Raw genomic sequence first — 21,578 nt, forward strand, 5'->3', positions numbered from 1 at the left:
ATGATGTCCGGTATAATTTTGCACTATATTTTCGACCCGCTATGCGGTTGGTGTTATGGCGCAGCACCATTGGTAAAAGCGGCACAAAACATGCCAAACCTGACGCTTAAATTACACGCAGGTGGCATGATGTCGGGGCCGAACCGCCGCCAGATCGATAGCCAGTGGCGTGGCTATGTCATGCCGCACGATAAACGTATTGCTGAACTGACCGGGCAGGTTTTTGGTGACAACTATTTTAACCGTCTACTAAATGATACCTCCGCGATCATGGACTCTACACCACCGATCGCCGCGATTCTGGCGGCGGAGGCGCTTGCCGGACGCGGAGTGAGTATGCTGCATCGTATTCAAACAGCTCATTATATAGAAGGCCGCCGTATTGCTGATGTTCCTATTCTGGTCGACATTGCCACTGAGATCGGACTGGATAGCCAGACGTTTATCGAGAACTTTAATGCGGCTCTAAAAACTTCAGCAGAACATATTGCTGAAAGTCGCGCTTTGCTCGCAAAAGTGTCAGGACACGGCTTCCCGACATTTTTATTGCAGGACGCGCAAGGGAAATTAAGTGTTCTGCCAGCGAATCACTACTACGGTAACCCAGCCGGGTGGAAAGAGGTGCTAATGGACACATCATGTACCAACGCGTGTTAGCAAACGGGGGCTATCCACTGGGTGCCCCAAGGATTGCTGCAAAAAAAGAGTATTAGCGTTTAAACGATAAAAAATAGGATAGCTCACATCATAGGGCGTATTCAGAGAATAGTTTAAACGCTGATCATTTGCGTTGATTATCGACATAGATAACACCTTACCAACAAAAATGTTTTTCTTAATATCGACAACACTAAATAAAATATGGCGTCTTGCAACGAGTAGGTTATTACTGTCATAAACATCAGCCGATGAGTTTATGTCTCGACTCATAATACTGACCCGAGAGAAGATATGATACTTACCTTTTAATGTATTTAAAACATGCTTAATCTCCCAATACCCTTCAATATCTTTCATTGGGTGTAAATATGAATAATAGGCCCCGCTCCCCCACCCTGTTATACAACCAATGAAAGCGCACACAAAAAATCGTGCAATTATATTTTCTCGCATGCTAAAGCCCCCTCATAAACCTGACAAACAATATAATCACCATTCTCCCTCTTTTTTAACAAAACATAAGGTTCACGTTGATAAGAAGACAAAAACTTTGCATCAATAACCTTATCCAAATTTATTAAGATGGGTAAAGATTTAACATCGACCACTTTCACTTGATGATGATCATATGACAATAAAAATAAAATAATGAAGCAAGATAATAGCGTTGCCAGAGTTACCTTAAGATCAAAAAAATCAATACCACGGAGAAACGATTTGCGTCTATCACCTGTAACATTGCCTAACACTACGTTTTTAATGATAGGAGTATCACTGGTAGAAAAATTAGGTTTCACTCCCAAACTATACCCCTTTTTGGGAATAGTAATAACTAACTCATGGTTTTTGTCATCAAGGGCATTACGCAAGTTACTGATCGTTTGGGTCAAAGTATTATCGGTCACATAACTTCCTGTCCATATCTCCCTTTCAATTACCTCGCGAGATATGGAGTCAGGATAATGGTGGCAAAGTAAAGTGAGAATTTCAGATTCTTTATTTCTTATTTTTGTATCATTCCCACTCCGACTAACCACTCTCTTTTTTGGTGTAAATAGAATATCACCAATTATTATTTCACTCATTTAACCTCTCATATATCATCGCTATATAAATTAAAGTAACAAAAAAAACACCAAAAGACACTCACTCACAAACATAAATAAATCTAGAAGTGATAGTTATTACATAAAACCAATAGCGAGATATATATGACAATGAAAATATTAGAAATATCCATGTTAATTATCATTATTACATCAAAGAATGCATCATCTAATGAACCCAAGATCTGTTTTTATGAAGATGATAACTATCATGGTGAACACATATGCATGAACCAAGGCGACAACATCAAAAATTTACCCATGAACTTAAATGATAAATTTTCGTCAATAAGCATTCCTTTTGGAATGGAAGTAATTGTGTACAAAGACAATCAATACTCTGGAATAAAATCCAAACTGACTAGAAACATGAATGTAGGAGAATTAGCCAAACTCGATCTTAATGATGAAATCAGTTCATTTAGAATAATGCCAGCCAGTTGTTTCTATTCACTGTCTAACTTTACTGGAGACAGTATCTGTTTATCCACGGGAAGAGAATTAGACATATACAATGAAAACAAATCAAGGATGGAAAGTAACATTCAAGTCATTCCAGTTTTAAACGACAATATCGAATCCATAAGTATTCCTGAAAAAAACCAAGTAACAATATACGAAAGTGATAGTTTTGGAGGTAACGCCTATGAGGTTACAGAAAGTATAGATTACAATATATTATTAAAAATAGGAATGGCCGCGGAGATAAGCAGTATAAAAACAAGTGAATGGTCAGGACTAAACTGCAATTTAAACTGCATAATAATAGACGTTCAGCACCTCAGTCTCCCCACTATATTTGGAGATATTTGGCATGAAGAACGACTACCTAATAAGCAGTTAATACTTAGTTTTGATACCCGAGCTAAAAATGAAGAGTTCCTTGTCACCATCGGAAGTCAGTTAATTATATCAGTAAGTAACAATGAAGTAATCATCGATAACTTAGAAGAAAAAAGTGAAATATCGTTCTACAGAAATAATAGCACTGAAAACTTGGCAATGATACTTCAAATAAGCAGCAATCAAATACAGATAATGCACATGGAAATATTGAATGAAATGGCTATTCATACAACACCTTTGATATCTTATAACTTTGATACCGATAATGAAACCACAGCGACCCTTACAATTAAAAACTTAAACAATAACGAACCATTGATAATTAACAAGGCAGTTGCGATGGCAGATAGCGGGCAAAGTTGGTCTAAAAGAGATGGACTTGGCAAGATTGCTTGTTGGTCTAATCCATTTTTAAATGTATACAATTACATTGTACAGGGAAATTGTAATCAGTTAGACGGAATTATAAATAATATATCTAAATATTTTCAAGATGATCATAAGGGAAAGTCCTTACATGTTGCAGGTAAAGCGGTACCAATAACCCCAATTAAAACAGCCGAAATGCCACAAGATACGACTGATCAACTGTCCCTCATTTATATTTATAGTAACCTTAATAAACAATCCATCTCGCTACCAGCAACAGCCAAAGCATGTAAAGTTCCAATCTATCCACTCATATCAGCACGCCAGCTTAGACAAATTCGTCCAGCCTGTATTACATGGACATTAGAAGTACTGACAGATTTCACCTTACTTTTTGGCAGTAATCTGGATACTTGGAATGCTGATTTTTTTGGAAAGGTCATCGACTCAATAATTCAGAATGGCAATACAGGCAGTAAGGTAAAAGACAAAGAAATTGAGACTCGACTCATTCAAGGCGTTACCACTCAAGTGGCATTACAATCCCCTCAAGAGAGCGCCACACATTTCAAAACTGCATTTGATTATGCACAACTCAGTTATGCTAATTATCTAACCCGTAACGATAGTCCATTAGCGGCATCGCCACCACAAGCAGTAGAACAATTGCCACTTGGTATATATGAGTTAGACCTCGATAATTATACGTATCAGGAAACTATGCCACGTATTCTTGAGCAGGGCCATTGGGTTCTTCATCCTGAATTAACATTTGAAGTGGAGATTTTTGAAATACCCACCCCAATAGAGCAAGAGCTTGCATCTGCTTCTGGCACAGACGTGAGCCCTGTGCAAAATGAATCTGTTTACCAACATATAAGTAGGACGGCCGCTTTATGGGCCTCATATTATGAATCAAGCCAAATGCCAACCGATCCAAGTGATAAAGAAATCGATGAATATACTAGCATTACCCATGCAGGGCGAATCGTCACCGGTATAATTCAGCGGCGCTTGAAGGTCCGCAGAGGAGGTGAAGTTTATGTCGTCGTCAAGCTACGTGGAGAAATTATTACTATTGCCTTAGCCGATCGTTTTCTCAGCAGTCATGATGTCGAATTAGTTGCCACCGCAACAAACCCACACTATGTTTTAAACCCTAATGCAGATAATACTATTCGCGAAGGAGGAACTGTAGCAGCAAGACATCTGGCGCGATATTTAAAGAAAAGAGGAGCTCGCGCCCTCATAGCAGAGGTTATTTCACAGCCATCAGCACGAGTGAAACAGAAAGTTGGTTTCAATTTTAAAGAAGAATTTTAGAATAAAAAACCAGATATAATCATCATAAAAATAAGATAGCAAAGCCTATTACTATAGCATTTTTATAACAAAATCAGATATGGTGGTATAAATAACAATACAGTAAAAGATTATCGTTCGACGACGACACTATCCCCCCTGACAATAACAGCCATAAAATATTTTGTATATTTATGTTATCCTTTTTATCAAATAACTGTATAAATAGCGAAAATACGTTATTACAGGGTATAAATACCGAATAGTAGCCTTTCTAAAATGGCAGCATTAGAGATATATTTATTAGATTAACATTCAAGTAGTATAATAGTAATTATATAAATATATCTAATCACCACTCAAAACAGAGTCAATTAACAACATGATTAATACATAGTTTAATATAACAACCTACTATCACACATAGCTTTTTAACATGCTGTTATATCCAAGAGGATATCAGCCATAACATGCCCTTTCTCCCTGTCTTCATGCCAATATACATCTGCTTTATAAAGTTCTACTCCTTTGTCATATAGAATAACTTCTAGCATATCTAACAGGTCAGAGAATATTGCAGATTCAATATTTATTGATAGCTTATTTCTGGATATAAAAATAAGCTCGAATGCAACCTTATGATAACTAAGTAACTCAGATATTTTTTTCTGAATACTGTACTTTCTCTCATCATCTAAGTAGATATTGCAGATAGGTTTTAGTTTAAACTTTTCCACTCTGGTTGAGTGTCTTATCATTTCATTATTTAACAAATCATAACCTTGTAATAATTTATTATTATTGTTATCCATAAAAAAACTAACCATGAACAATAAAATAACTGTTATAATTAGAATCAAGATAAATAGTGACTTTCTATTTTTAATAACAAGATATTTAATACCTTCCTCCTTTATTTTCTAAGGATACTTAAAAACCACCCTATCTTTACCACTTTCATTATATGATTGAGATATTTTAATTCTTTCATTTTCATTACCTTCCCATCCTGGAAAATCCATTTTCATACCCGGATCAATACGGTCAACATTGAAAAAAATCGTTTTATCTTCTTTACTAAAATGAAAGCTAACAATATCCAAGTCTTTATCATCGAAATAACCGAGCAAATAACTCAACAGATTAATAAAGTCCACTGAAGATTCGTTACGACTTAGATCTCCACTTGCATTTATTTCATTTACGATAGGAAATTGGCTATAATAAAAATTAGAATAAATATCTAACATATCAGTTGCTTGAGCTATTTTATAACCGTCATGCCATGTATTCAAACATATGATTAACGACAATAACACTCCCCAACCCGTAACTCTGGATATATATCTATGAGTGATACCCGCCCCATCATGAAATTTATACTTACCAGTCAGTAAACTACTATTACAGCTCTGTATATCTTTAGCCATGAAATGCAGTGGATCTTTATTTCGTATAACTCGCCAATTGACATTTTTAACATCACAATCATTCATGATATTAACTAGGGTTGATGAATACCAAGATGAATATATTTTCTCAAACAGTTCATCGCTAACTAGAAAACCTGACACCTCATTATTTCTTACTATCCATTCCTGATCTAGCTTAACTGCACTCCACTCGCCGTTAATAAATGGCAATACTAAAACATCAGGTATTAAATTTTTAATAATTACACCGTTTTTTTTTAACCAATATAACCATAACTCCATCATTTCATGTTCAACAATAGCAACATACAGAAATTCCTCATCATATTTTAAGATACTAACATGAAACTTATCTATATCATCTGCGATAGACTTTTCTATGGCAAATGAAATGGACCTAATACTTCTTATAACTTTGGCATTGGTTATTGTAAGTTTACGGAAAATTATTCCCCTTGAAGATACCAATACTTTTACCGAATTTTTTAAATATATATTAAGTTTATTTATTTCTGATATACTGCTCAATATACCATATTTGCTTTCATCATCACTCTTTGCATCCACTCGCCAATAGACAGGATCATGTTCTGTATTCCCTAACCTAATTGTAAGCAAGACATGCCTCCTCAAGGATATAATCCTTTTCTCATATAGCTTCGAGATAGAACAGTAATATCGTCTCGAGTAATGAGCAAATCACTCACCAACTGATAATGACCATAGTCATCTGCCCATAATAACAATCGTGAATAATACCTATCCGATAAAAATACAGATATTATAATATTCTGTAAAATTTTCATATCGTCCTTTGATATTGATGAGCTATTATGAATAAAGTTATACAAAGATAAATTACTTTTCCAACCATCATCAGGTCTTGATAAGATTAAATTTTCAATATCTTTTTCGCTAATAATATTCAACAGCATGGCCCTAACAAATTTAACGTGTCGTATGTCCAAGCTATTAATATTAATTAAAAGATCATCATCCTTACGATGGCATAGCATAGGCACTACCTTTGAATATATATCATCATTATGCGAGGATAGATAATATATTATATTCCCCTTACTTAATTCACTTGTCTCCAACGAGAAATCATTACTTTCTTTAATTAAAGAAACATGTTCAATGATGAAAGTAATAATGTCTTTTGTTTTTTTATCACTTACGCCACTGGCTAATAACAATTTATTAAAAACCTTCCAATGATAACTTTCGATAAGTGTCTTGTTACCCGTTAAACTCAGTGGTAAAGAGTTGGTATTAAAACAGTTGGTATCATCTACCATTTTTATTCTATAATCTTTATCATTTAACTTCATGACATCAGATGAATTAAATAACCGTAACAACCGATTATAATAATATTTTGTTGATAAATCTTTAACTGCACTCTTTAAAAAAATATTTTCAACTGCCAACAGTGGCCATTTACTTTCATGTTTACGTCTATATATTTCAGAGAAATATTTAACGTCAAATAAGTAATTATGTGATATATAAACCAGTGAGTTCATTAAGAAAATGATGGAAAGAACAAAAAACAAGGCCATGCCATACTGTTTCATTTTCCTCCTTATAATTCAATGGAATAATCACCCTCCGTAATAACCCGTAATTTTTCAACTTAATTATCACCTCTACAGCCTGAGGTATAACATCGCCACCACGCCACTCATTAAGCCACTTTCCATTATAATATACTCGCATATTAAACTCAGTAACGCCATCCAGTAATATTGAAACCTTCTCTTTATCTGGTTTTAACCTTTCTGATTTTACATAAACAACTCTCTCTAATGTTTTATTTTTAAATCTATAACTGATAGTTTCAGTCTGGGATTGGGATATAAAATCAATACTGTTTTTTTTACGATTAAGTAGATAAACATTAACACCCTCATTTATCTTATCACTCCCTAAATAAATAGGATGAGTTTCTTTGTTCTGACTCTTTGTCTTTTGATAGTATTTCGTAACATGAGTAATGTCTTGTTCAATAGTATCGATCACTTCTAATATTTTTCTTGTTTCATGTGTTTTATTTTTAATCGTAGCACTGCTTTTCGTTACAATCAAAAGGGACTGGTAGACAGTAAGACTCATCAATGTAAATATGATAATAGCCAGTAAAGCCTCTAATAGAGTAAAACCATAGGAAAAACGACTAACCATCAATAACCCTATATCCCATAAGTGAAGAACATGGCGGAACGTCCCCCTCATACTCACGAACTTCAATTATGATTATACCGATCTTTTCATTATGGGATATAGCCTCTTTCGACTGCCAATACCACTGTCTGTTAGCCATACTTCCCCGCCCTTTCAACCATTCTCCTGACTGTCTAACTCCATTAATTTTTATTTCAGTTAGAAGGTTATCTGCCCCCCAATAACATATCATTTTTTTATCCAAGTTTCTGACCATTATTAATTGCTCATTAACAATATACATAATACTAATCCCGGAGACGGCGAATATAGCCAGAGCAACCATCACCTCTAACAGAGTAAATCCAGTGTATTTGCGCAAAGAAAACCTATTTATAATTAAAAGTTAATATAAATTACCAATTACCTATGTCATCAGCCGTTTCCATAATCCTATCTGGACCTGCTGAATACAGATCAATTTGACTATGCTTGCCTGGATTAACCATTAGATAGTCATTTCCCCACGGATCTTTTGGTAAACGCCTAATATATCCATGAGGAGGATAGTCCCTTGGAACCGGTAATATTGTAGGCTTTGACACCAAAGCCTTGATTCCTTGTATCTCTAATGGGTAATGTCCATTATCTAGTTTATACATATCCAATGCATTCTCTATAGCAGCGATATCACTTAATACCTTTTGTTGATCAGCTCTATTTTTATTAGACATGAGACTAGGTATGGTCAAGCTGGCAAGAAGACCCAATATGACTATAACAACCATAATTTCTAACAAAGTAAATCCATGCTCAAGTTTAGCAGTCATAATCCCTCTAAAAATCATATAATTAAATTATTAATTTCTATTATTGGCTGAATTATTGCCAGAATAATAAAAAATATAAAGGACGCCATGAATAATATTATTACAGGTTCTAATAGGGCAATGAAAAAATTAATTCTCACAGTTAATTCATCTTCTTGAATAAGAGATACTCTTTCTAACATTGAATTCAATTTCCCACTACGCTCCCCTGAAATAATCATATGCACGATCATAGGAGATAAAACTCTACAGCGTTCTAAAGAAAAGGAAAGACTGCATCCCTCGCTGACCAATCGGGTAGAGATAAGTAATTTTTCTTTAAGATAATAATTACTTATCAATGCACTGCTCACATTCATTGATTTTACTAAAGGCACCCCATTAGAAATAAGGATACTTAGAGTTCTTAAATAACGAGACATATTTAAAGCAAGGCTGAGCCTACCTAAAACTGGTAATTTTAAATAATATCGATGCCAAAGATAACTCACTTCACTTACTCTAAATACACGATTAATACCAACACCAAAAGAAAAAAAAGTTATTGAGGCTGCAAGGAGATTTTCCTTCACAGTATAACTTATTAATATTAGCACTCTGGTGGACAAAGGTAATTCTTCTTCTGAAGATACGAACTGCTCGATTATATTAGGCACAACAAAAGCAAGTAGTGTTATAGAAACAATTATTGACATTAAAATTAGAATAACTGGGTAAATGAGTGCCTGAGTTACTTTCCTCTGTAATTGCTGTTTCTGCTCAATATAATCAGCTAATTGAGAAAGTGCTATGCCTAAATGGCCTGATAACTCCCCGGCTGTAATCAACGATTTATAGATTGGGCTGAATATAGCAGGGAATTGCGACAATGCGTCTGAGAAAGCATACCCCTCAATGATTTTCTTTCTTACTTCACAAACTACTTTAGTCAATTTACTGTTAGGGTTCTGCTTTACGATGACATCCATCACTTCATCTAAAGGCATACTAGCACTGACTAATGTAGCCATTTGTCTCGTTATAAGTACCAAGCCCTCTTTGTTGACGGGTTTATTAAACTTTAAAATTGAATTATCAGAATACAACTTTATTTTTATAATGCATAGTTTCTTTTGATAAAGTAGACATCTTGCTATTCGTATATTTCCAGCCTCAACATTACCGTTTACCTCCATACCTTTATTATCTATTGCGATATATTTAAATACTGCCATTTTCGTCCTCTAAACTAATCCTTATCACCTCTTCAATTGTCGTTAACCCAGCAATAACCTTATTTACGCCATCTTGCTGGATACTGCGTATAGATTCTTGTGCTAAATTAGCCAGTTCTATCTCGCCGCATCCTTTATAAATACCCTCTCGAAGATTTTTATTGATAATAAGGAGTTCATGCAAAGCAATTCGCCCCTGATAACCTGTTAAATTACATTTATTACAACCGGAGGCTCGGTATCCCGAAACCGTCAGACCTCCTTCTCGGATAACGTTCAAACGTTGTAGTTCATCTGACGTAAATACATATTCTTGTCGACACGCTATACATAATTTCCGCACTAGCCGCTGTGATAAAACCGCAAGTAATGAACTTGATAACATAAATGGCTCTACATTCATGTCTTTGAGTCTGGTTACTGCACCTATCGCACTATTCGCATGTAGCGTTGACAATACCAGATGCCCCGTAAGTGAAGCTTGTACCGCTATTTGGGCGGTTTCTACATCCCTTATCTCTCCTATAAGCACGACATCAGGATCTTGCCGCAATATCGCTCTCAAACAGCGTGCAAATGTCATATCTATTTTTGAATTGACTTGTGTCTGAGATATACCTGCTATATCGAACTCTATGGGGTCCTCTACAGTCATAATATTTCTTTCATTCGAGTCAATTCCCATTAAAGCTGCGTATAAGGTAGTACTTTTTCCCGCACCAGTAGGGCCGACAACCAGAATAATCCCGTGAGGGCGAATAACTAGCTCCTTCATGGCAGTACAATTGGCAAGAGACATACCTAAAGAGTGTAAATCCAACTTGATACTATTCTTATCTAATAAGCGCATAACAACACGCTCTCCATGATTTGACGGCAAAACTGAAACTCGCACATCTAAAGTTCTGTTGACTAAATTGAGTGTAATACGACCATCCTGCGGAATACGTTTTTCTGCAATATCTAGCTTTGCCATCACCTTAATTCGTGAAACCAATAATAGCGCCACCTGATGCTGCAACTCTAATATCTTTTTTAATACACCATCGATCCTAAACCTTATAATCATTTTTTTATCAAAAGATTCCATATGGATGTCTGATGCCAGCTCTCTAATTGCTTCGATCAGTATAGTGTTAATCAACTTAATTACAGGTGCTTCATTATCTGTGCTCAGCAAGTCCTGCCGGGCAGATATCTCGCCCGCGAAAGAGTAAAGATCAATATCATCATGTATAGAATTTATAATTTGGTATGACTGCGCAGCACTCTTTTGATATAAAAAAATAAGATTATTATTAAACTCATCATCGCTAACTAATTTTAATTCAATAGGATATTGGCCAACCCTATTACCTTCAAGTATAGCATCCAGAGAAGTGGAATGGCGGCAGAGTAGTTGACATCCTCGTTCCATCGGAAGTAACACAATACCATTGTCTCTTGCCCAGTCAAATGTCAGGGGTAATGCAATATCGTTATACTTTTCATCGTTCATAATCTCATCTCGGCGTATAAAAATCAGTTATATCCTTGCTAAGTTCAGTTAGAGCATCATAGTTTACGCCCATATCATAATTTAATGCCGTATCAATTAATTTCATATCATCTGCTATAGAATACTTTTTATTATTACTTACGTTATATTCCGAATATTTACCAGAGGTTACCAGACTATAGTCATCTACCTCTCTTAAAATCGTAGGCTTAATAAATAGAATAAGATTACTTTTTTCAACTTTTTCTTTAGTTTGCCTAAAAAGACCACCAATCAAGGGAATATCGCCTAAAAATGGAACTTTATTTATTATTCTATTGGTTTTTTTATCTAATAATCCACCAACGACAACAGTTTCCCCACTTCTTACTAGCACGGCATTATTTACCACTCGTTTATTAAAAACAGAACCTAAGTTATTGGTATTGGTATCGGTGCTATCAGCAACACTTGATACCTCCTGCCTAATCTCAAGCAAGACTGAATCACCCTGATTTATCTGTGGTTTTACCTTTAGCATTACACCTACAGGTTGTCTTGATATCGAGTTATATACCTTATCTGTCGCCGTTGTTTGCGTTGATGTCAGTACCGGAACCTCTTGACCTACGTTAAATTCAGCCTCCATATTGTCAAGAGTAACAATACTGGGTGTAGCAAGAATATTATTATTTGAATTAGTTGCTAATGCGCTAAATAGGCCATTCCAGTTTCCTTTGTAGAAACCTGCCGTTAATCCGGCAATCATCATTGGTATCCCTTTCTCACTGCTACTGGCTGTAGCCCCAGAATTATTGATAAAATTGACACCGCCTAAGAATTTGTTAGCCCATTGAATGCCAAGATTAAGCCCTTCTCCATTTTGAGTTTCAACAATAATAGCTTCAACCAATACTTGAGCACGCCGGACATCTAACTTATCGATGACTTGGCTCAGTTCTTTCATTAGCCCTGGCGCTGCGGTAATAACCAGTGCATTCGTTTGTTCATGTGCCCTTATTGTAAATCCCCCCGCCCTTTGCTTATTCGTTAACTTGTCTCTTTTCTCGCCTTGGAATCCCTGACTAATGCCATTAAGTACATCCACTAACTTTGATGCCTGAGCATATTTCATATAGATGACGTTGGTATTTCCATAACAATTCTGCTGTTGATCAAGTTGTTTCATCAACTGAATGGCTTTTTTCCTAATATGAATATCACCACTCACCAATATTGAGTTAGTTCTTTCGTCGGCAATTGCTTTACCAAGACTATACTGTTCTTGCTTTGTAGAATGCATTGGATTGATTACTTCATTAACCAATTTAATAACATCAGTGGCGACGGCATAATTTAGTTTGTATAACTCAATATCACTATCATCTCGTTGATCAAACATCTTAATTATTGAATATAAACGGTTTACCACTGCGGCACGACCTGTTATTAATATAACATTAGAAGATTCATAGTAAATAATACCACCGGGTTCTCCACTGTCATTCAATTGGCGTAAAAGTGGTGCAATTTTCTTTGATGATATATATTTAAGTTGAATAACTCTATTTATTAGCTCATCACTGCGTGGCTCGCCATCTTCTTTTGGTTTCGTGATTACTGATCCTTTCGCACGTTTTACTGGTATTACTTTCAATATGTTATGTGGCATTTCAACCACTGCATAACCATAAACATCAAGTACATTGAGGAAGAACTGATAGTATTTCTCCTCATCCAATAACTCATAACTTCGAACACTAACCACCCCCTGAACATGAGGGTCTATGATAATGGTCTTATTAGTATTTTTGCTTACCGTATTAATAAAATCTTTTATATCTGCATCTCGAAATGAAACAGAGAACTCAGCACACTTTATCCCCATTGAAAAAATAAATGTTAATACAACCACGTTAAGTTTTAATAAAAACATACTATAGCCCTTATTATGGGATATTTAGTGAATAGTATGAACCATCCCTCTCTATAATAACCTGGCCGGATAATATCCTAACTATTTTAGTCGTACCCTCGTCAAAAATATCGTGGGCATAATATGTTTCATGCTCTCCATTCACATCTAAAATAGCCATAGACTTGATCTCTTCACTATGTCTAACTGTCCCTAACAGCCTTATTCCACCCGTGTAGTCACCTGGAGTCACTCGATTAAAATTATCATTTTTTTTAACTATTTTTTTAGTGAACATTCCGAATTTTTTTATTCTTTCAACAGCGGAAACTATCTCGCCCTTCTCTTCAGTACTTTCTACATTGCCCTCATATAATACAGGAAGTACAAACTCATCTTTAACCAGCAATCCTTTCAACCCAATCCCTACATTATATATAACAATAAAAATAATTAGCCATTCAATCAAATATTTTATATTAAAAATAAAGAAACGAAAGAGCGTTATAGGTATATCTCTTGATAAATACAACACTCTTTCCTCTCAAAAATAGTCAGGAAAAATCAAAAAAATCGAACAATAAAATATGGCACACTAGACATACCCTGCAAATCGCTCATTTGTATTATTTGACATTACTGTCCGCAATATTCCAGAGTCTAACCTTAGTCCGTATCTATTTATTGTTTTTATAATTCCATCTGGAATGCCTGAGTTTTTCAAATGCACCCTAAACTTATGAATTAGCTGATGATAGTTATTATCAGAGATGCTTTTATGATTTTCGTACCACACAACCTTTATGATGTCCTGCTTTCTATTTACATCATTGAATAAGCACATAACCAATCTTTTTTGCTTTTCATTAATATCGATCGTCAACTTTTGTGTATGAAAGTGAATTTTGTTCATACAGCAGTCTAAGGACATCTCTTTTTCATAATCAATAACACCCTTCCCATTGATATCAATAAATTTACTACCAGAGACAACAGAGACTGTATCAACATACATATATGAGACCTCAACAATATTCATCCGATTTATAACACTAATCACAATAAAGAAGTGATAAGGGAACAAGTGATTATTATTGTTTTTACTTAATGAATAAAACAAATTAAATTATATATTTTAATTATATTTAATGGTTAAATAGCCTTTTAATTTAAATTTTGCACTGGTGTTTCAATGAGATACCCAAAGATAATATCGACATCAAGATAACAAACCTTAAATAACCATACAAACATACAATATATTAGTAGTGAAATAATACTTAAAAAAATGTTATTATAATTTATAATGCTTAAGTAAATTCTATTCATTTGAAAAACAACAAATAATCAGTTTTAATAAAGTACAATAATAACAAAAAAACTCAAGCGATAAATATTATTTAGTGGCAGAAAATATAATATTCAAACCTAATGCAAAACAATAACATTTATATATCGTTAGCTTTACAATTAATCATATTACTCACTTATTGCTTTATCAGAGTTATATTCCAAACTACTATATTTAAGAGGTTCTTATCAGTCACCTTGGTTGTTCAATGTCCGCATTATCATGCGTTTTGACTTAAACTATCTAATCACAACTTTTAATTATCGCCAACACTCAGGAACAAACAAAAAAAATAACAAGATACATAGAATAACTTCGCAACTGAAAATATCCCTACTTTCCCCCCTGAAATACATCAAGGGGAGAAGTAGGGTTTATTATATAAGGAAATCTACTTTCCCACCGTTTAAGTTATACATGCTCCCGACTATCTTAACCTTGCCTTCTTTTTCTAATTTACTGATTACTTTGCTATTTTTTCGTATATCATCAATTGTGTTTTGCACATTACTTATCGCTACGGCATCAACATACTTCCCATTTTTACTACTTTTCTCCCCCTCAAATTGAGTCGCGTCGATAGCTGGTTTAATTTTATGCAGTAGGCCGGTGAGATTTCCAAGTTCCACGTTATCTATCGCGCCCTTTATCGCACCACAAGCTGTATGACCCATGACTAAAATGACTTTTGCCCCTGCTGCTGCGCAAGCAAATTCCAGGCTCCCCAATAAATCATCATTTGCGATGTTACCAGCAATCCTAGCATTAAATGTTTCACCAATCCCGGTATCCAGAACAATCTCTGCCGGCGCTCTGGAGTCAATGCAGCTCAATATCACTGCCGTAGGGAATTGCCCTTCAGCACTGGCCCGCTTTTGTGCCAGATAGTCGTGTTGTTGCATTTTTCCTGAGATAAAACGCTTATTTCCTTCTTTTAATCCTTCGATTATCTGATCTGGCGTCAATTTATCTCGTTCTTCTCGAGTCATTGCGGCTGCATAGGTTATTTGAGGTAACCCGAGTCCAACCCCTCCAATAACACCTGCTACTGTAATGCCCAGCGCCGCTTTTAGGACAGCACGACGTCCATTTGGGTGGTCGTTATTTGAACAGCAATCCGTTAATTTACTCATACTTTCTCCAGAGGTTATTAATATAGCAATTGATACTGCCTATTTAGTGAACAGCCTTTTAAAAGTAGTATAAATAACATGCCTTATCCGGATAGTGATAACGTAATTGCTAAAATTAAGCATCCTGCCCCAGCCTTTTGATACAAGGTTACCCCGCACGACTGAGATCTTCGTGATGTTCTCTCATCCACAGCGCCAATGAATCGAGTGTCGCTCGCAACGTTTTGCCCAGCGCCGTAACTTCATACTCAACGCGCGGGGGGACTTCTGCATAAACCTTGCGATACACCAAACCACGCCGTTCAAGCGCACGTAATTGGCGAGTTAGCTCTTTTTGAGTGATAGGGGCGATAGCACGTTGCAGCTCACCGAACCGAATGGGGGCATCTGTAACAATCAAGCGATAGAGGATTGGAATCGCCCACTTGCCAGCAATAAGCTCAACAAATTGCACCATTGGACATTTCTCTTCGGGCAATAAAGTCGCTGGTGACGATAAATTTTTAAGGAGGGAGGGCTGATGGACTGTCATTGCTTTCCTGTTGCATCATTAGTATCAAATTGGAACTTACTATACTTTAGATACTTTTGCATTAAAAATGGTCTTCCATTTCTATCAATAGGAAGGCTGGCAATGAATCGTTTGAAGAATAAATATGCATTAATTACCGGAGGAACCAGCGGTATAGGATTGGAAACTGCCCGCCAGTTTATCGCTGAAGGTGCTACCGTGGCGATTACCGGCAGAAATGCCTCGGCCTTGCAAGTTGCTCAAGACGTACTCGGGGGGCACGTTTTGCTGCTTAACAGTGACGCCAGCAATATCACCGATCAATATCAGTTAGCTGCCACACTCTCAACCCAATGGCCACGTCTGGATATCGTCTATATTAACGCAGGTGATGTTACTCACCATTCAATAGAAGACTGGGATGAAGCGAGCGTTGACCGCGTGCTGGCAACCAATCTGAAAGGCCCTTTTTTCCTCTTGCAATCATTGTTACCACTATTAGCCAATCCCTCCTCCGTAATTCTTTGTGGCTCCGCCAGTGTCCATATCGGTTTGCCTCAAAGTAGTGTCTATGCGGCCAGCAAAGCGGGTTTACTCTCTCTTGCTCGTACCTTATCGGGGGAATGGGCTGAGAAAGGGATACGTGTGAACGGGCTAAGCCCTGGGCCGACCCAAACACCTGCGCTGCAAAAACTTGGGCTATCGGGTAGCGAACACGAAAAATTATTTGAGCAAATTCGCCAACTGGTGCCGATTAAACGGATGGGAACGCCTACTGAGCTGGCACATGCAGCCGTTTTTCTAGCCTCAGATGAGTCCAGTTTTGTCGTCGGAACAGAATTGCGGGTCGATGGTGGGGTCAGTAGCTTATAAATGTATTAGCCCGCGGCTCAACATAGTGTTTTCAATATACGTTGTTTTCAATATAGATAAGGGGAAGAGGGGGAACCGCGATACACAGACGCAATAAGAGCAGCAATACTCAGTCGGTTTCCGATAGATTTATCATCTGAATCGGGTTGGCCGGAGCGAAAAACCAACCCGATTAATGCGCTAAGAGACATGTAAAAAGCGATCTAACTGCCTGCGTAACTGGTCATTCTCTTTCTTTAAGTGTTCAATCTGGTCCAGTAAAGTCAGCGCCATTGCAACACCAGACCAGTCTAGGTCCAGCTCATTTTGTAGCCGCTGAGCGCGTTGCAGACAATGTAATGCATCAGCATCAAAAATCCACCATGTAGCGCCAGAGTCTAGTGGCACGATAACCCCCAGCCCGACCACCTCAACAAGCTCATCTTCTAATATCCCCGTGGACTGGCATAACTCAGTCACGGTGTAAGTGATTTCTACTTCAGCCATAATCTGTTACTCCCATCCAGTCCGTGGGTTGAATGATACTTGCTCGGACAGTTGCTTCCAGAGTTCACGCGTTTTCTCATCCGGCGTCGGCGGCATCACAACTTTAAGAATTGCGTACAGATCGCCGGTTCCTTTTTTGCTGACCAGCCCTTTGCCTTTGATGCGTAATTTCTGACCACTTTGGCTACCTGCCGGAATGGTTAAGGTGATTTTCCCGCTCAGGGTTGGCATCTCGATACTGCCCCCTAACGCCGCTTCCCACGGGGCTAACGGCACCACTAATTGCAAATTCGACCCATCAACATCAAATAGTGGGTGCGGTGCAATGCGGATAATCAAGAACAGATCGCCATTGGCTCCACCACCCAATCCCGGAGCACCCTGCCCTTTGAGCCGAATACGTTCGCCATCCCCCACCCCGGCTGGAATTTTCACTTTGAGGGTCTTGGCTGTTTCGGCCCCTGGACGGCCTGCTGCGTCGTAACTCGGTATCTTGTAAGAGATTGAACGAGTCTGCTCGGTTAGCGTTTCTTCTAAAAAGATTGGCAGTTCCATCTCAAGATCCTGCCCGCGAACACCACGAGATTGTCGAGTTGAATGATTCGCAGCCGATCCACGGTTGGCAAAGAAGGATTCAAAGAAATCTGAGAAGTCGTGAGTATCGCCACCTGCGCTGTGCCACTGCTGTCCACCGGGGTTATAGGCGGCTTGTTGCTGAGAAAAACGAGGGTCGTTACGATGCAGTCTGAGCTCATCATATTCTGCACGCCGCTCGGTATCTTTCAATACTTCGTAAGCCTCGGCAACTTCCTTAAACTTGTTTTCGGCATCAACTTCCGAGCTGACGTCTGGGTGATATTTACGTGCCAAGCGGCGATAAGCCGTCTTGATTTCTTTCAAAGAGGCGGTTGGCTCCACGTCCATAACGGCATAGTAATCTTTAAATTCCATGCGGCAATATCCTTAATTTCAATGTGCTATAAGGTATAAGATATCCCCATTTGTCTTATATAAAACCCATTTATACCTATTTCTCTTTTTGCGCGTCGTAAGCTGCACAAACCTAACTGTAAACTATAGCGGTAACTGCCTCTTTATGAGGGACATATTCATTACTTTCGCTACTACTATTACAGTGTTACAAATCATACAACTGATCAGTCGACTTATTCGCGGCAGGCATTACTCTCTTCTGATTGATTTGTTTTACCGAGGAACGCACCACCAGCTTCCCCTGCAATAAAGTATTGCTGAATGGCGCATCAGGGCGTAATAAACGCCGCTGCAATAGCTGAATAGCTTCCGCACCTAACTCATCACGGGGAACATGCACGGCTGTCAGTGGGACATCATGAATTTCTGCCAGATTAAAACCATCCATACTCATCACTGATACCCTATCAGGTACATTAATATTCAATTTATTCAATGCGTTTACTGCACCGACTGCCATATAATCGCCACCGGCTAAAATCGCCGTGGGTAACAGGCTTTTATCCTCGCAAGCCGTGAAGAATTGGGTGATTGCCTGTTCTGACTCTTCAGCGCCAAAGGTATTAGTGATGGCCAGATGTTGGCTATCATCAAAACTCATATTATGGCTAGCAAATGCCTCTTTAATCCCCACCACCCGCAGTTCCATAGTGTTACGACGCAGGCACTGTAAGGTCAAAATCCGCCGATGCCCTTGCTGAATCAGGTAGTTGGCAGAAAACTCACCGATCAACTGATGGTCGGGCGAAACGCTATCCAATGACATCTCATTATCACGGCAATTGATTAATACCGATGGCTTATTCACTCCAGCGGCTAACGCATGGATCCGTGGATCATCAATGCCCACAATGATCGCAGCCTCAGTTTGCGGATTAGTTATTTTTTCTAAAAACAGTGCGATATCACTGTGAGTTTCCGACAAACCGCAGTAGCGAACCATCACTTCATGTTGGCTCACTGCCTGCGTAATCCCTTGTATTACCTTGTAATAAAAAATATCGGTTCGTACATCAAAAGCCCGATGGGGAGCGAACACCATAATGTTATTTAGCATCAACCGCCCGCTGGATAAGTTCTGCAAAATCCCCTGCGCCTGCGCATAAGCCATAACTTGCTGTTTGGCTTTCACGCTGGTATTCGCTTTACCCGCTAAAACGCGTGAAACAGTGCTAATTGAAAGACCGGTTTGATTGGCTATTTCTTGTATTTTTAGCTTTCCATTCATTTTGTGATCTCTCTCAAATTAGCAAATGAAAAAATTTTCATTGTTACTGAATAGCCTATTCAGGCGGTTTCTGAATATAAATGATGAAATATTATCCGCCTTATGAAAATTTTTTCAAAAAAACGCGTATTAAAGCCAATTTAAGCTAGTTACCTTGTTTTGGTAAACCAATTTTAAAAACTTATCAGTCCAGTTAATGTAGATTAAAATATAAAAATTAAATAATTTCAATTAGTTGATATTTTTATAGCCGTTTTATTGTGAAGGGAGTCACATTAAAACTCAGCGTAATCTTAATAACTGAAAATAGATCATACCAAAACAATATGTTAGTCCGTTTAATTTGTTACCGACTAACACCAGGAGGCTTGGATGAGTGTTGAGATTAATCAATCGGCTAAAGTTGTCGGGCGACGCAAAATAAAATCATTACGTTGGTGGATGCTGGCGCTATTTTTACTTGGGGTGACCGTTAACTATATTACCCGCAACTCACTGGGTATTCTGGCTCCTGAGCTAAAAACCAGCCTCAACATGACCACCGAGCAATATTCATGGATTGTTGCCTCCTTTCAGCTAGCTTACACCGTGTTCCAACCCCTCTGTGGCTGGTTGATCGATGTCATTGGCTTAAAAATGGGGTTCCTGATTTGTGCCAGTATTTGGGCCGTGGTGTGTATGATGCACGCCGGAGCGGGCACCTGGTTCCAATTAGCGGTATTGCGCTTCTTTATGGGGAGCGCCGAAGCCGCCGCAACCCCCGCTAACGCCAAAGCGATTTCTGACTGGTTCCCGAAAAAAGAACGGCCAATAGCTGCTGGCTGGGCAGGGGTCGGCTTCTCTATCGGTGCCATGCTGGCCCCACCGATTATCGTACTCGCGCATGTGGCCCTCGGCTGGCAAGGGGCATTTTTATTCTCCGGCGCGCTGGCGATGATTTGGGTTCTGCTGTGGTGGCGTTTTTATCACTCTCCGGATACTCACCCCAATCTGAGTAAAGAGGAGTTTGAACTAATTCATCAGGACAATGAGCCAGTATTGCCACGGCTACCGTTCCTTAAATCATTAGCTATTCTCAGTAAAAACAAGAAATTCTACGGCATTGCTATTCCTGCATTTCTGGCGGAACCCGCCTGGGCGGTGTTTAGCTTCTGGGTTCCTCTCTATTTAGCGACCGAACGCGGCATGGACTTAAAACAAATCGCCATGTTTGCCTGGTTGCCCTTCCTGGCGGCGGATATCGGCAGCGTTGCCAGTGGCTACTTAACCAAACTTTATCAAAAATGGTTTGGTTGCAGCCGCACCAACTCGGTGGTGGCCAGTTCAGTCACCGGTGCCTTTATGATGGTTTCACTGGCCTTTGTGGCCATCACTAAAGACCCGTATCTGGCGATTGCATTGATCTCTATTGGCGGCTTTGGTCATCAGGTTATCTCTTGCATGTTAAGTGCATTAGTCGTTGATTCATTTGATAAAAATCAGGTAGCAACCGTCAATGGACTACGCGGTTCCTCCGCCTGGATTGCCAGCTTCCTGTTTACTTTATTAATTGGTGCCGTGTCCGACACCATCGGCTTTAACCCGCTGTTTATCGCGATGGGCTTCTTCGATTTGATTGGTGCTGTATTCCTGATTGCCCTGTTCGCTGAACGCCGTAACAAGTCCCAACCAGCGACTTAATGCTA

22 protein-coding genes are annotated in these 21,578 nt (G+C 38.2%); 4 read left to right on the top strand and 18 right to left on the bottom strand.

Features of this window, described 5'->3' with window-relative positions:
- Positions 1–3 precede the first annotated feature (3 nt).
- On the top strand, positions 4–657 hold the full coding sequence (locus tag AT01_RS08155; RefSeq protein ID WP_042546771.1) for a DsbA family protein: 654 nt from the start codon (positions 4–6) through the stop codon (positions 655–657).
- Here AT01_RS08155 and AT01_RS08160 read toward each other — a convergent pair.
- Together AT01_RS08160 and AT01_RS08165 are read right to left on the bottom strand one after the other, a co-directional pair.
- Positions 637–1,113 (bottom strand): hypothetical protein, encoded by a 477-nt coding sequence (locus AT01_RS08160; RefSeq protein WP_042546772.1) that lies wholly within the window; start codon positions 1,111–1,113, stop codon positions 637–639. The genes AT01_RS08155 and AT01_RS08160 overlap by 21 nt on opposite strands.
- Positions 1,098–1,745 carry a winged helix-turn-helix domain-containing protein gene (locus AT01_RS08165; protein WP_042546773.1) on the bottom strand — a complete coding sequence of 216 codons (648 nt, stop codon included), beginning with the start codon at positions 1,743–1,745 and terminating at the stop codon, positions 1,098–1,100. The genes AT01_RS08160 and AT01_RS08165 overlap by 16 nt, the downstream gene beginning before the upstream one ends.
- Positions 1,746–1,877: 132 nt before the next feature.
- Between AT01_RS08165 and AT01_RS08170 the strand changes: the two genes are divergently transcribed.
- Positions 1,878–4,304, top strand: a complete 2,427-nt coding sequence (locus AT01_RS08170; protein WP_042548549.1) for a beta/gamma crystallin domain-containing protein — start codon at positions 1,878–1,880, stop codon at positions 4,302–4,304.
- Positions 4,305–4,714: 410 nt separating this feature from the next.
- Here AT01_RS08170 and AT01_RS08175 read toward each other — a convergent pair whose 3' ends face one another.
- The 13 genes from AT01_RS08175 to AT01_RS08235 form a co-directional block, all read right to left on the bottom strand.
- Positions 4,715–5,095, bottom strand: a complete 381-nt coding sequence (locus tag AT01_RS08175) for a hypothetical protein (protein ID WP_042546774.1) — start codon at positions 5,093–5,095, stop codon at positions 4,715–4,717.
- A gap of 108 nt (positions 5,096–5,203) precedes the next feature.
- Positions 5,204–6,334 carry a type II secretion system protein GspL gene (gene gspL / locus AT01_RS08180; protein ID WP_158503536.1) on the bottom strand — a complete coding sequence of 377 codons (1,131 nt, stop codon included), beginning with the start codon at positions 6,332–6,334 and terminating at the stop codon, positions 5,204–5,206.
- A gap of 11 nt (positions 6,335–6,345) precedes the next feature.
- A complete protein-coding gene (locus tag AT01_RS08185; protein WP_144404922.1) occupies positions 6,346–7,296 on the bottom strand; it encodes a hypothetical protein in 951 nt (316 codons plus the stop codon).
- Positions 7,217–7,903, bottom strand: a complete 687-nt coding sequence (gspJ, locus tag AT01_RS08190; RefSeq protein ID WP_042546777.1) for a type II secretion system minor pseudopilin GspJ — start codon at positions 7,901–7,903, stop codon at positions 7,217–7,219. The genes AT01_RS08185 and gspJ overlap by 80 nt, the downstream gene beginning before the upstream one ends.
- Positions 7,896–8,231 (bottom strand): type II secretion system minor pseudopilin GspI, encoded by a 336-nt coding sequence (gene gspI, locus AT01_RS08195; RefSeq protein WP_144404923.1) that lies wholly within the window; start codon positions 8,229–8,231, stop codon positions 7,896–7,898. The genes gspJ and gspI overlap by 8 nt, the downstream gene beginning before the upstream one ends.
- Positions 8,232–8,298: 67 nt before the next feature.
- Positions 8,299–8,712 (bottom strand): type II secretion system major pseudopilin GspG, encoded by a 414-nt coding sequence (gene gspG, locus AT01_RS08200; RefSeq protein ID WP_042548551.1) that lies wholly within the window; start codon positions 8,710–8,712, stop codon positions 8,299–8,301.
- A gap of 14 nt (positions 8,713–8,726) precedes the next feature.
- Positions 8,727–9,926 (bottom strand): type II secretion system F family protein, encoded by a 1,200-nt coding sequence (locus AT01_RS08205; RefSeq protein WP_042546778.1) that lies wholly within the window; start codon positions 9,924–9,926, stop codon positions 8,727–8,729.
- Complete coding sequence (locus AT01_RS08210; RefSeq protein WP_042546779.1) at positions 9,913–11,424, bottom strand: GspE/PulE family protein; 1,512 nt, start codon at positions 11,422–11,424, stop codon at positions 9,913–9,915. Before AT01_RS08210 ends, AT01_RS08205 begins: the two co-directional genes overlap by 14 nt.
- Positions 11,425–11,428: 4 nt before the next feature.
- Positions 11,429–13,339 carry a type II secretion system secretin GspD gene (gene gspD, locus AT01_RS08215; RefSeq protein WP_042546780.1) on the bottom strand — a complete coding sequence of 637 codons (1,911 nt, stop codon included), beginning with the start codon at positions 13,337–13,339 and terminating at the stop codon, positions 11,429–11,431.
- Positions 13,340–13,352: 13 nt separating this feature from the next.
- Positions 13,353–13,850: a type II secretion system protein N gene (locus tag AT01_RS08220; RefSeq protein ID WP_144404924.1), complete on the bottom strand. Its 498-nt coding sequence runs from the start codon at positions 13,848–13,850 to the stop codon at positions 13,353–13,355.
- A 63-nt stretch (positions 13,851–13,913) separates the two neighbouring features.
- Positions 13,914–14,333 (bottom strand): winged helix-turn-helix domain-containing protein, encoded by a 420-nt coding sequence (locus tag AT01_RS08225; RefSeq protein ID WP_042546782.1) that lies wholly within the window; start codon positions 14,331–14,333, stop codon positions 13,914–13,916.
- A gap of 713 nt (positions 14,334–15,046) precedes the next feature.
- Positions 15,047–15,802, bottom strand: coding sequence for a carbonic anhydrase (locus AT01_RS08230; protein ID WP_042546783.1), 756 nt, complete (start codon positions 15,800–15,802; stop codon positions 15,047–15,049).
- 148 nt (positions 15,803–15,950) lie between these two features.
- Positions 15,951–16,334 carry a winged helix-turn-helix transcriptional regulator gene (locus AT01_RS08235; RefSeq protein ID WP_042546784.1) on the bottom strand — a complete coding sequence of 128 codons (384 nt, stop codon included), beginning with the start codon at positions 16,332–16,334 and terminating at the stop codon, positions 15,951–15,953.
- Between the two features lie 102 nt (positions 16,335–16,436).
- On the opposite strand from AT01_RS08235, the gene AT01_RS08240 reads away from it, so the two are divergent.
- A complete protein-coding gene (locus AT01_RS08240; RefSeq protein ID WP_042546785.1) occupies positions 16,437–17,186 on the top strand; it encodes an SDR family oxidoreductase in 750 nt (249 codons plus the stop codon).
- 180 nt (positions 17,187–17,366) lie between these two features.
- Here the strand turns inward: AT01_RS08240 and cbpM are convergent, their stop codons facing one another.
- The 3 genes from cbpM to AT01_RS08255 form a co-directional block, all read right to left on the bottom strand.
- The gene (gene cbpM, locus AT01_RS08245) at positions 17,367–17,672 is read right to left on the bottom strand and encodes a chaperone modulator CbpM (RefSeq protein WP_004702634.1); all 306 of its coding nucleotides are present in this window, start codon (positions 17,670–17,672) and stop codon (positions 17,367–17,369) included.
- A 6-nt stretch (positions 17,673–17,678) separates the two neighbouring features.
- Positions 17,679–18,623 (bottom strand): curved DNA-binding protein, encoded by a 945-nt coding sequence (gene cbpA, locus AT01_RS08250; protein WP_042546786.1) that lies wholly within the window; start codon positions 18,621–18,623, stop codon positions 17,679–17,681.
- 187 nt (positions 18,624–18,810) lie between these two features.
- Complete coding sequence (locus AT01_RS08255) at positions 18,811–19,893, bottom strand: LacI family DNA-binding transcriptional regulator (RefSeq protein WP_042546787.1); 1,083 nt, start codon at positions 19,891–19,893, stop codon at positions 18,811–18,813.
- Positions 19,894–20,265: 372 nt separating this feature from the next.
- On the opposite strand from AT01_RS08255, the gene AT01_RS08260 reads away from it, so the two are divergent.
- Positions 20,266–21,573: an MFS transporter gene (locus AT01_RS08260; RefSeq protein ID WP_042546788.1), complete on the top strand. Its 1,308-nt coding sequence runs from the start codon at positions 20,266–20,268 to the stop codon at positions 21,571–21,573.
- Positions 21,574–21,578 lie beyond the last annotated feature (5 nt).

It is taken from the genome of Yersinia aldovae 670-83 (assembly GCF_000834395.1).
In the GTDB taxonomy this organism is placed as follows: domain Bacteria; phylum Pseudomonadota; class Gammaproteobacteria; order Enterobacterales; family Enterobacteriaceae; genus Yersinia; species Yersinia aldovae.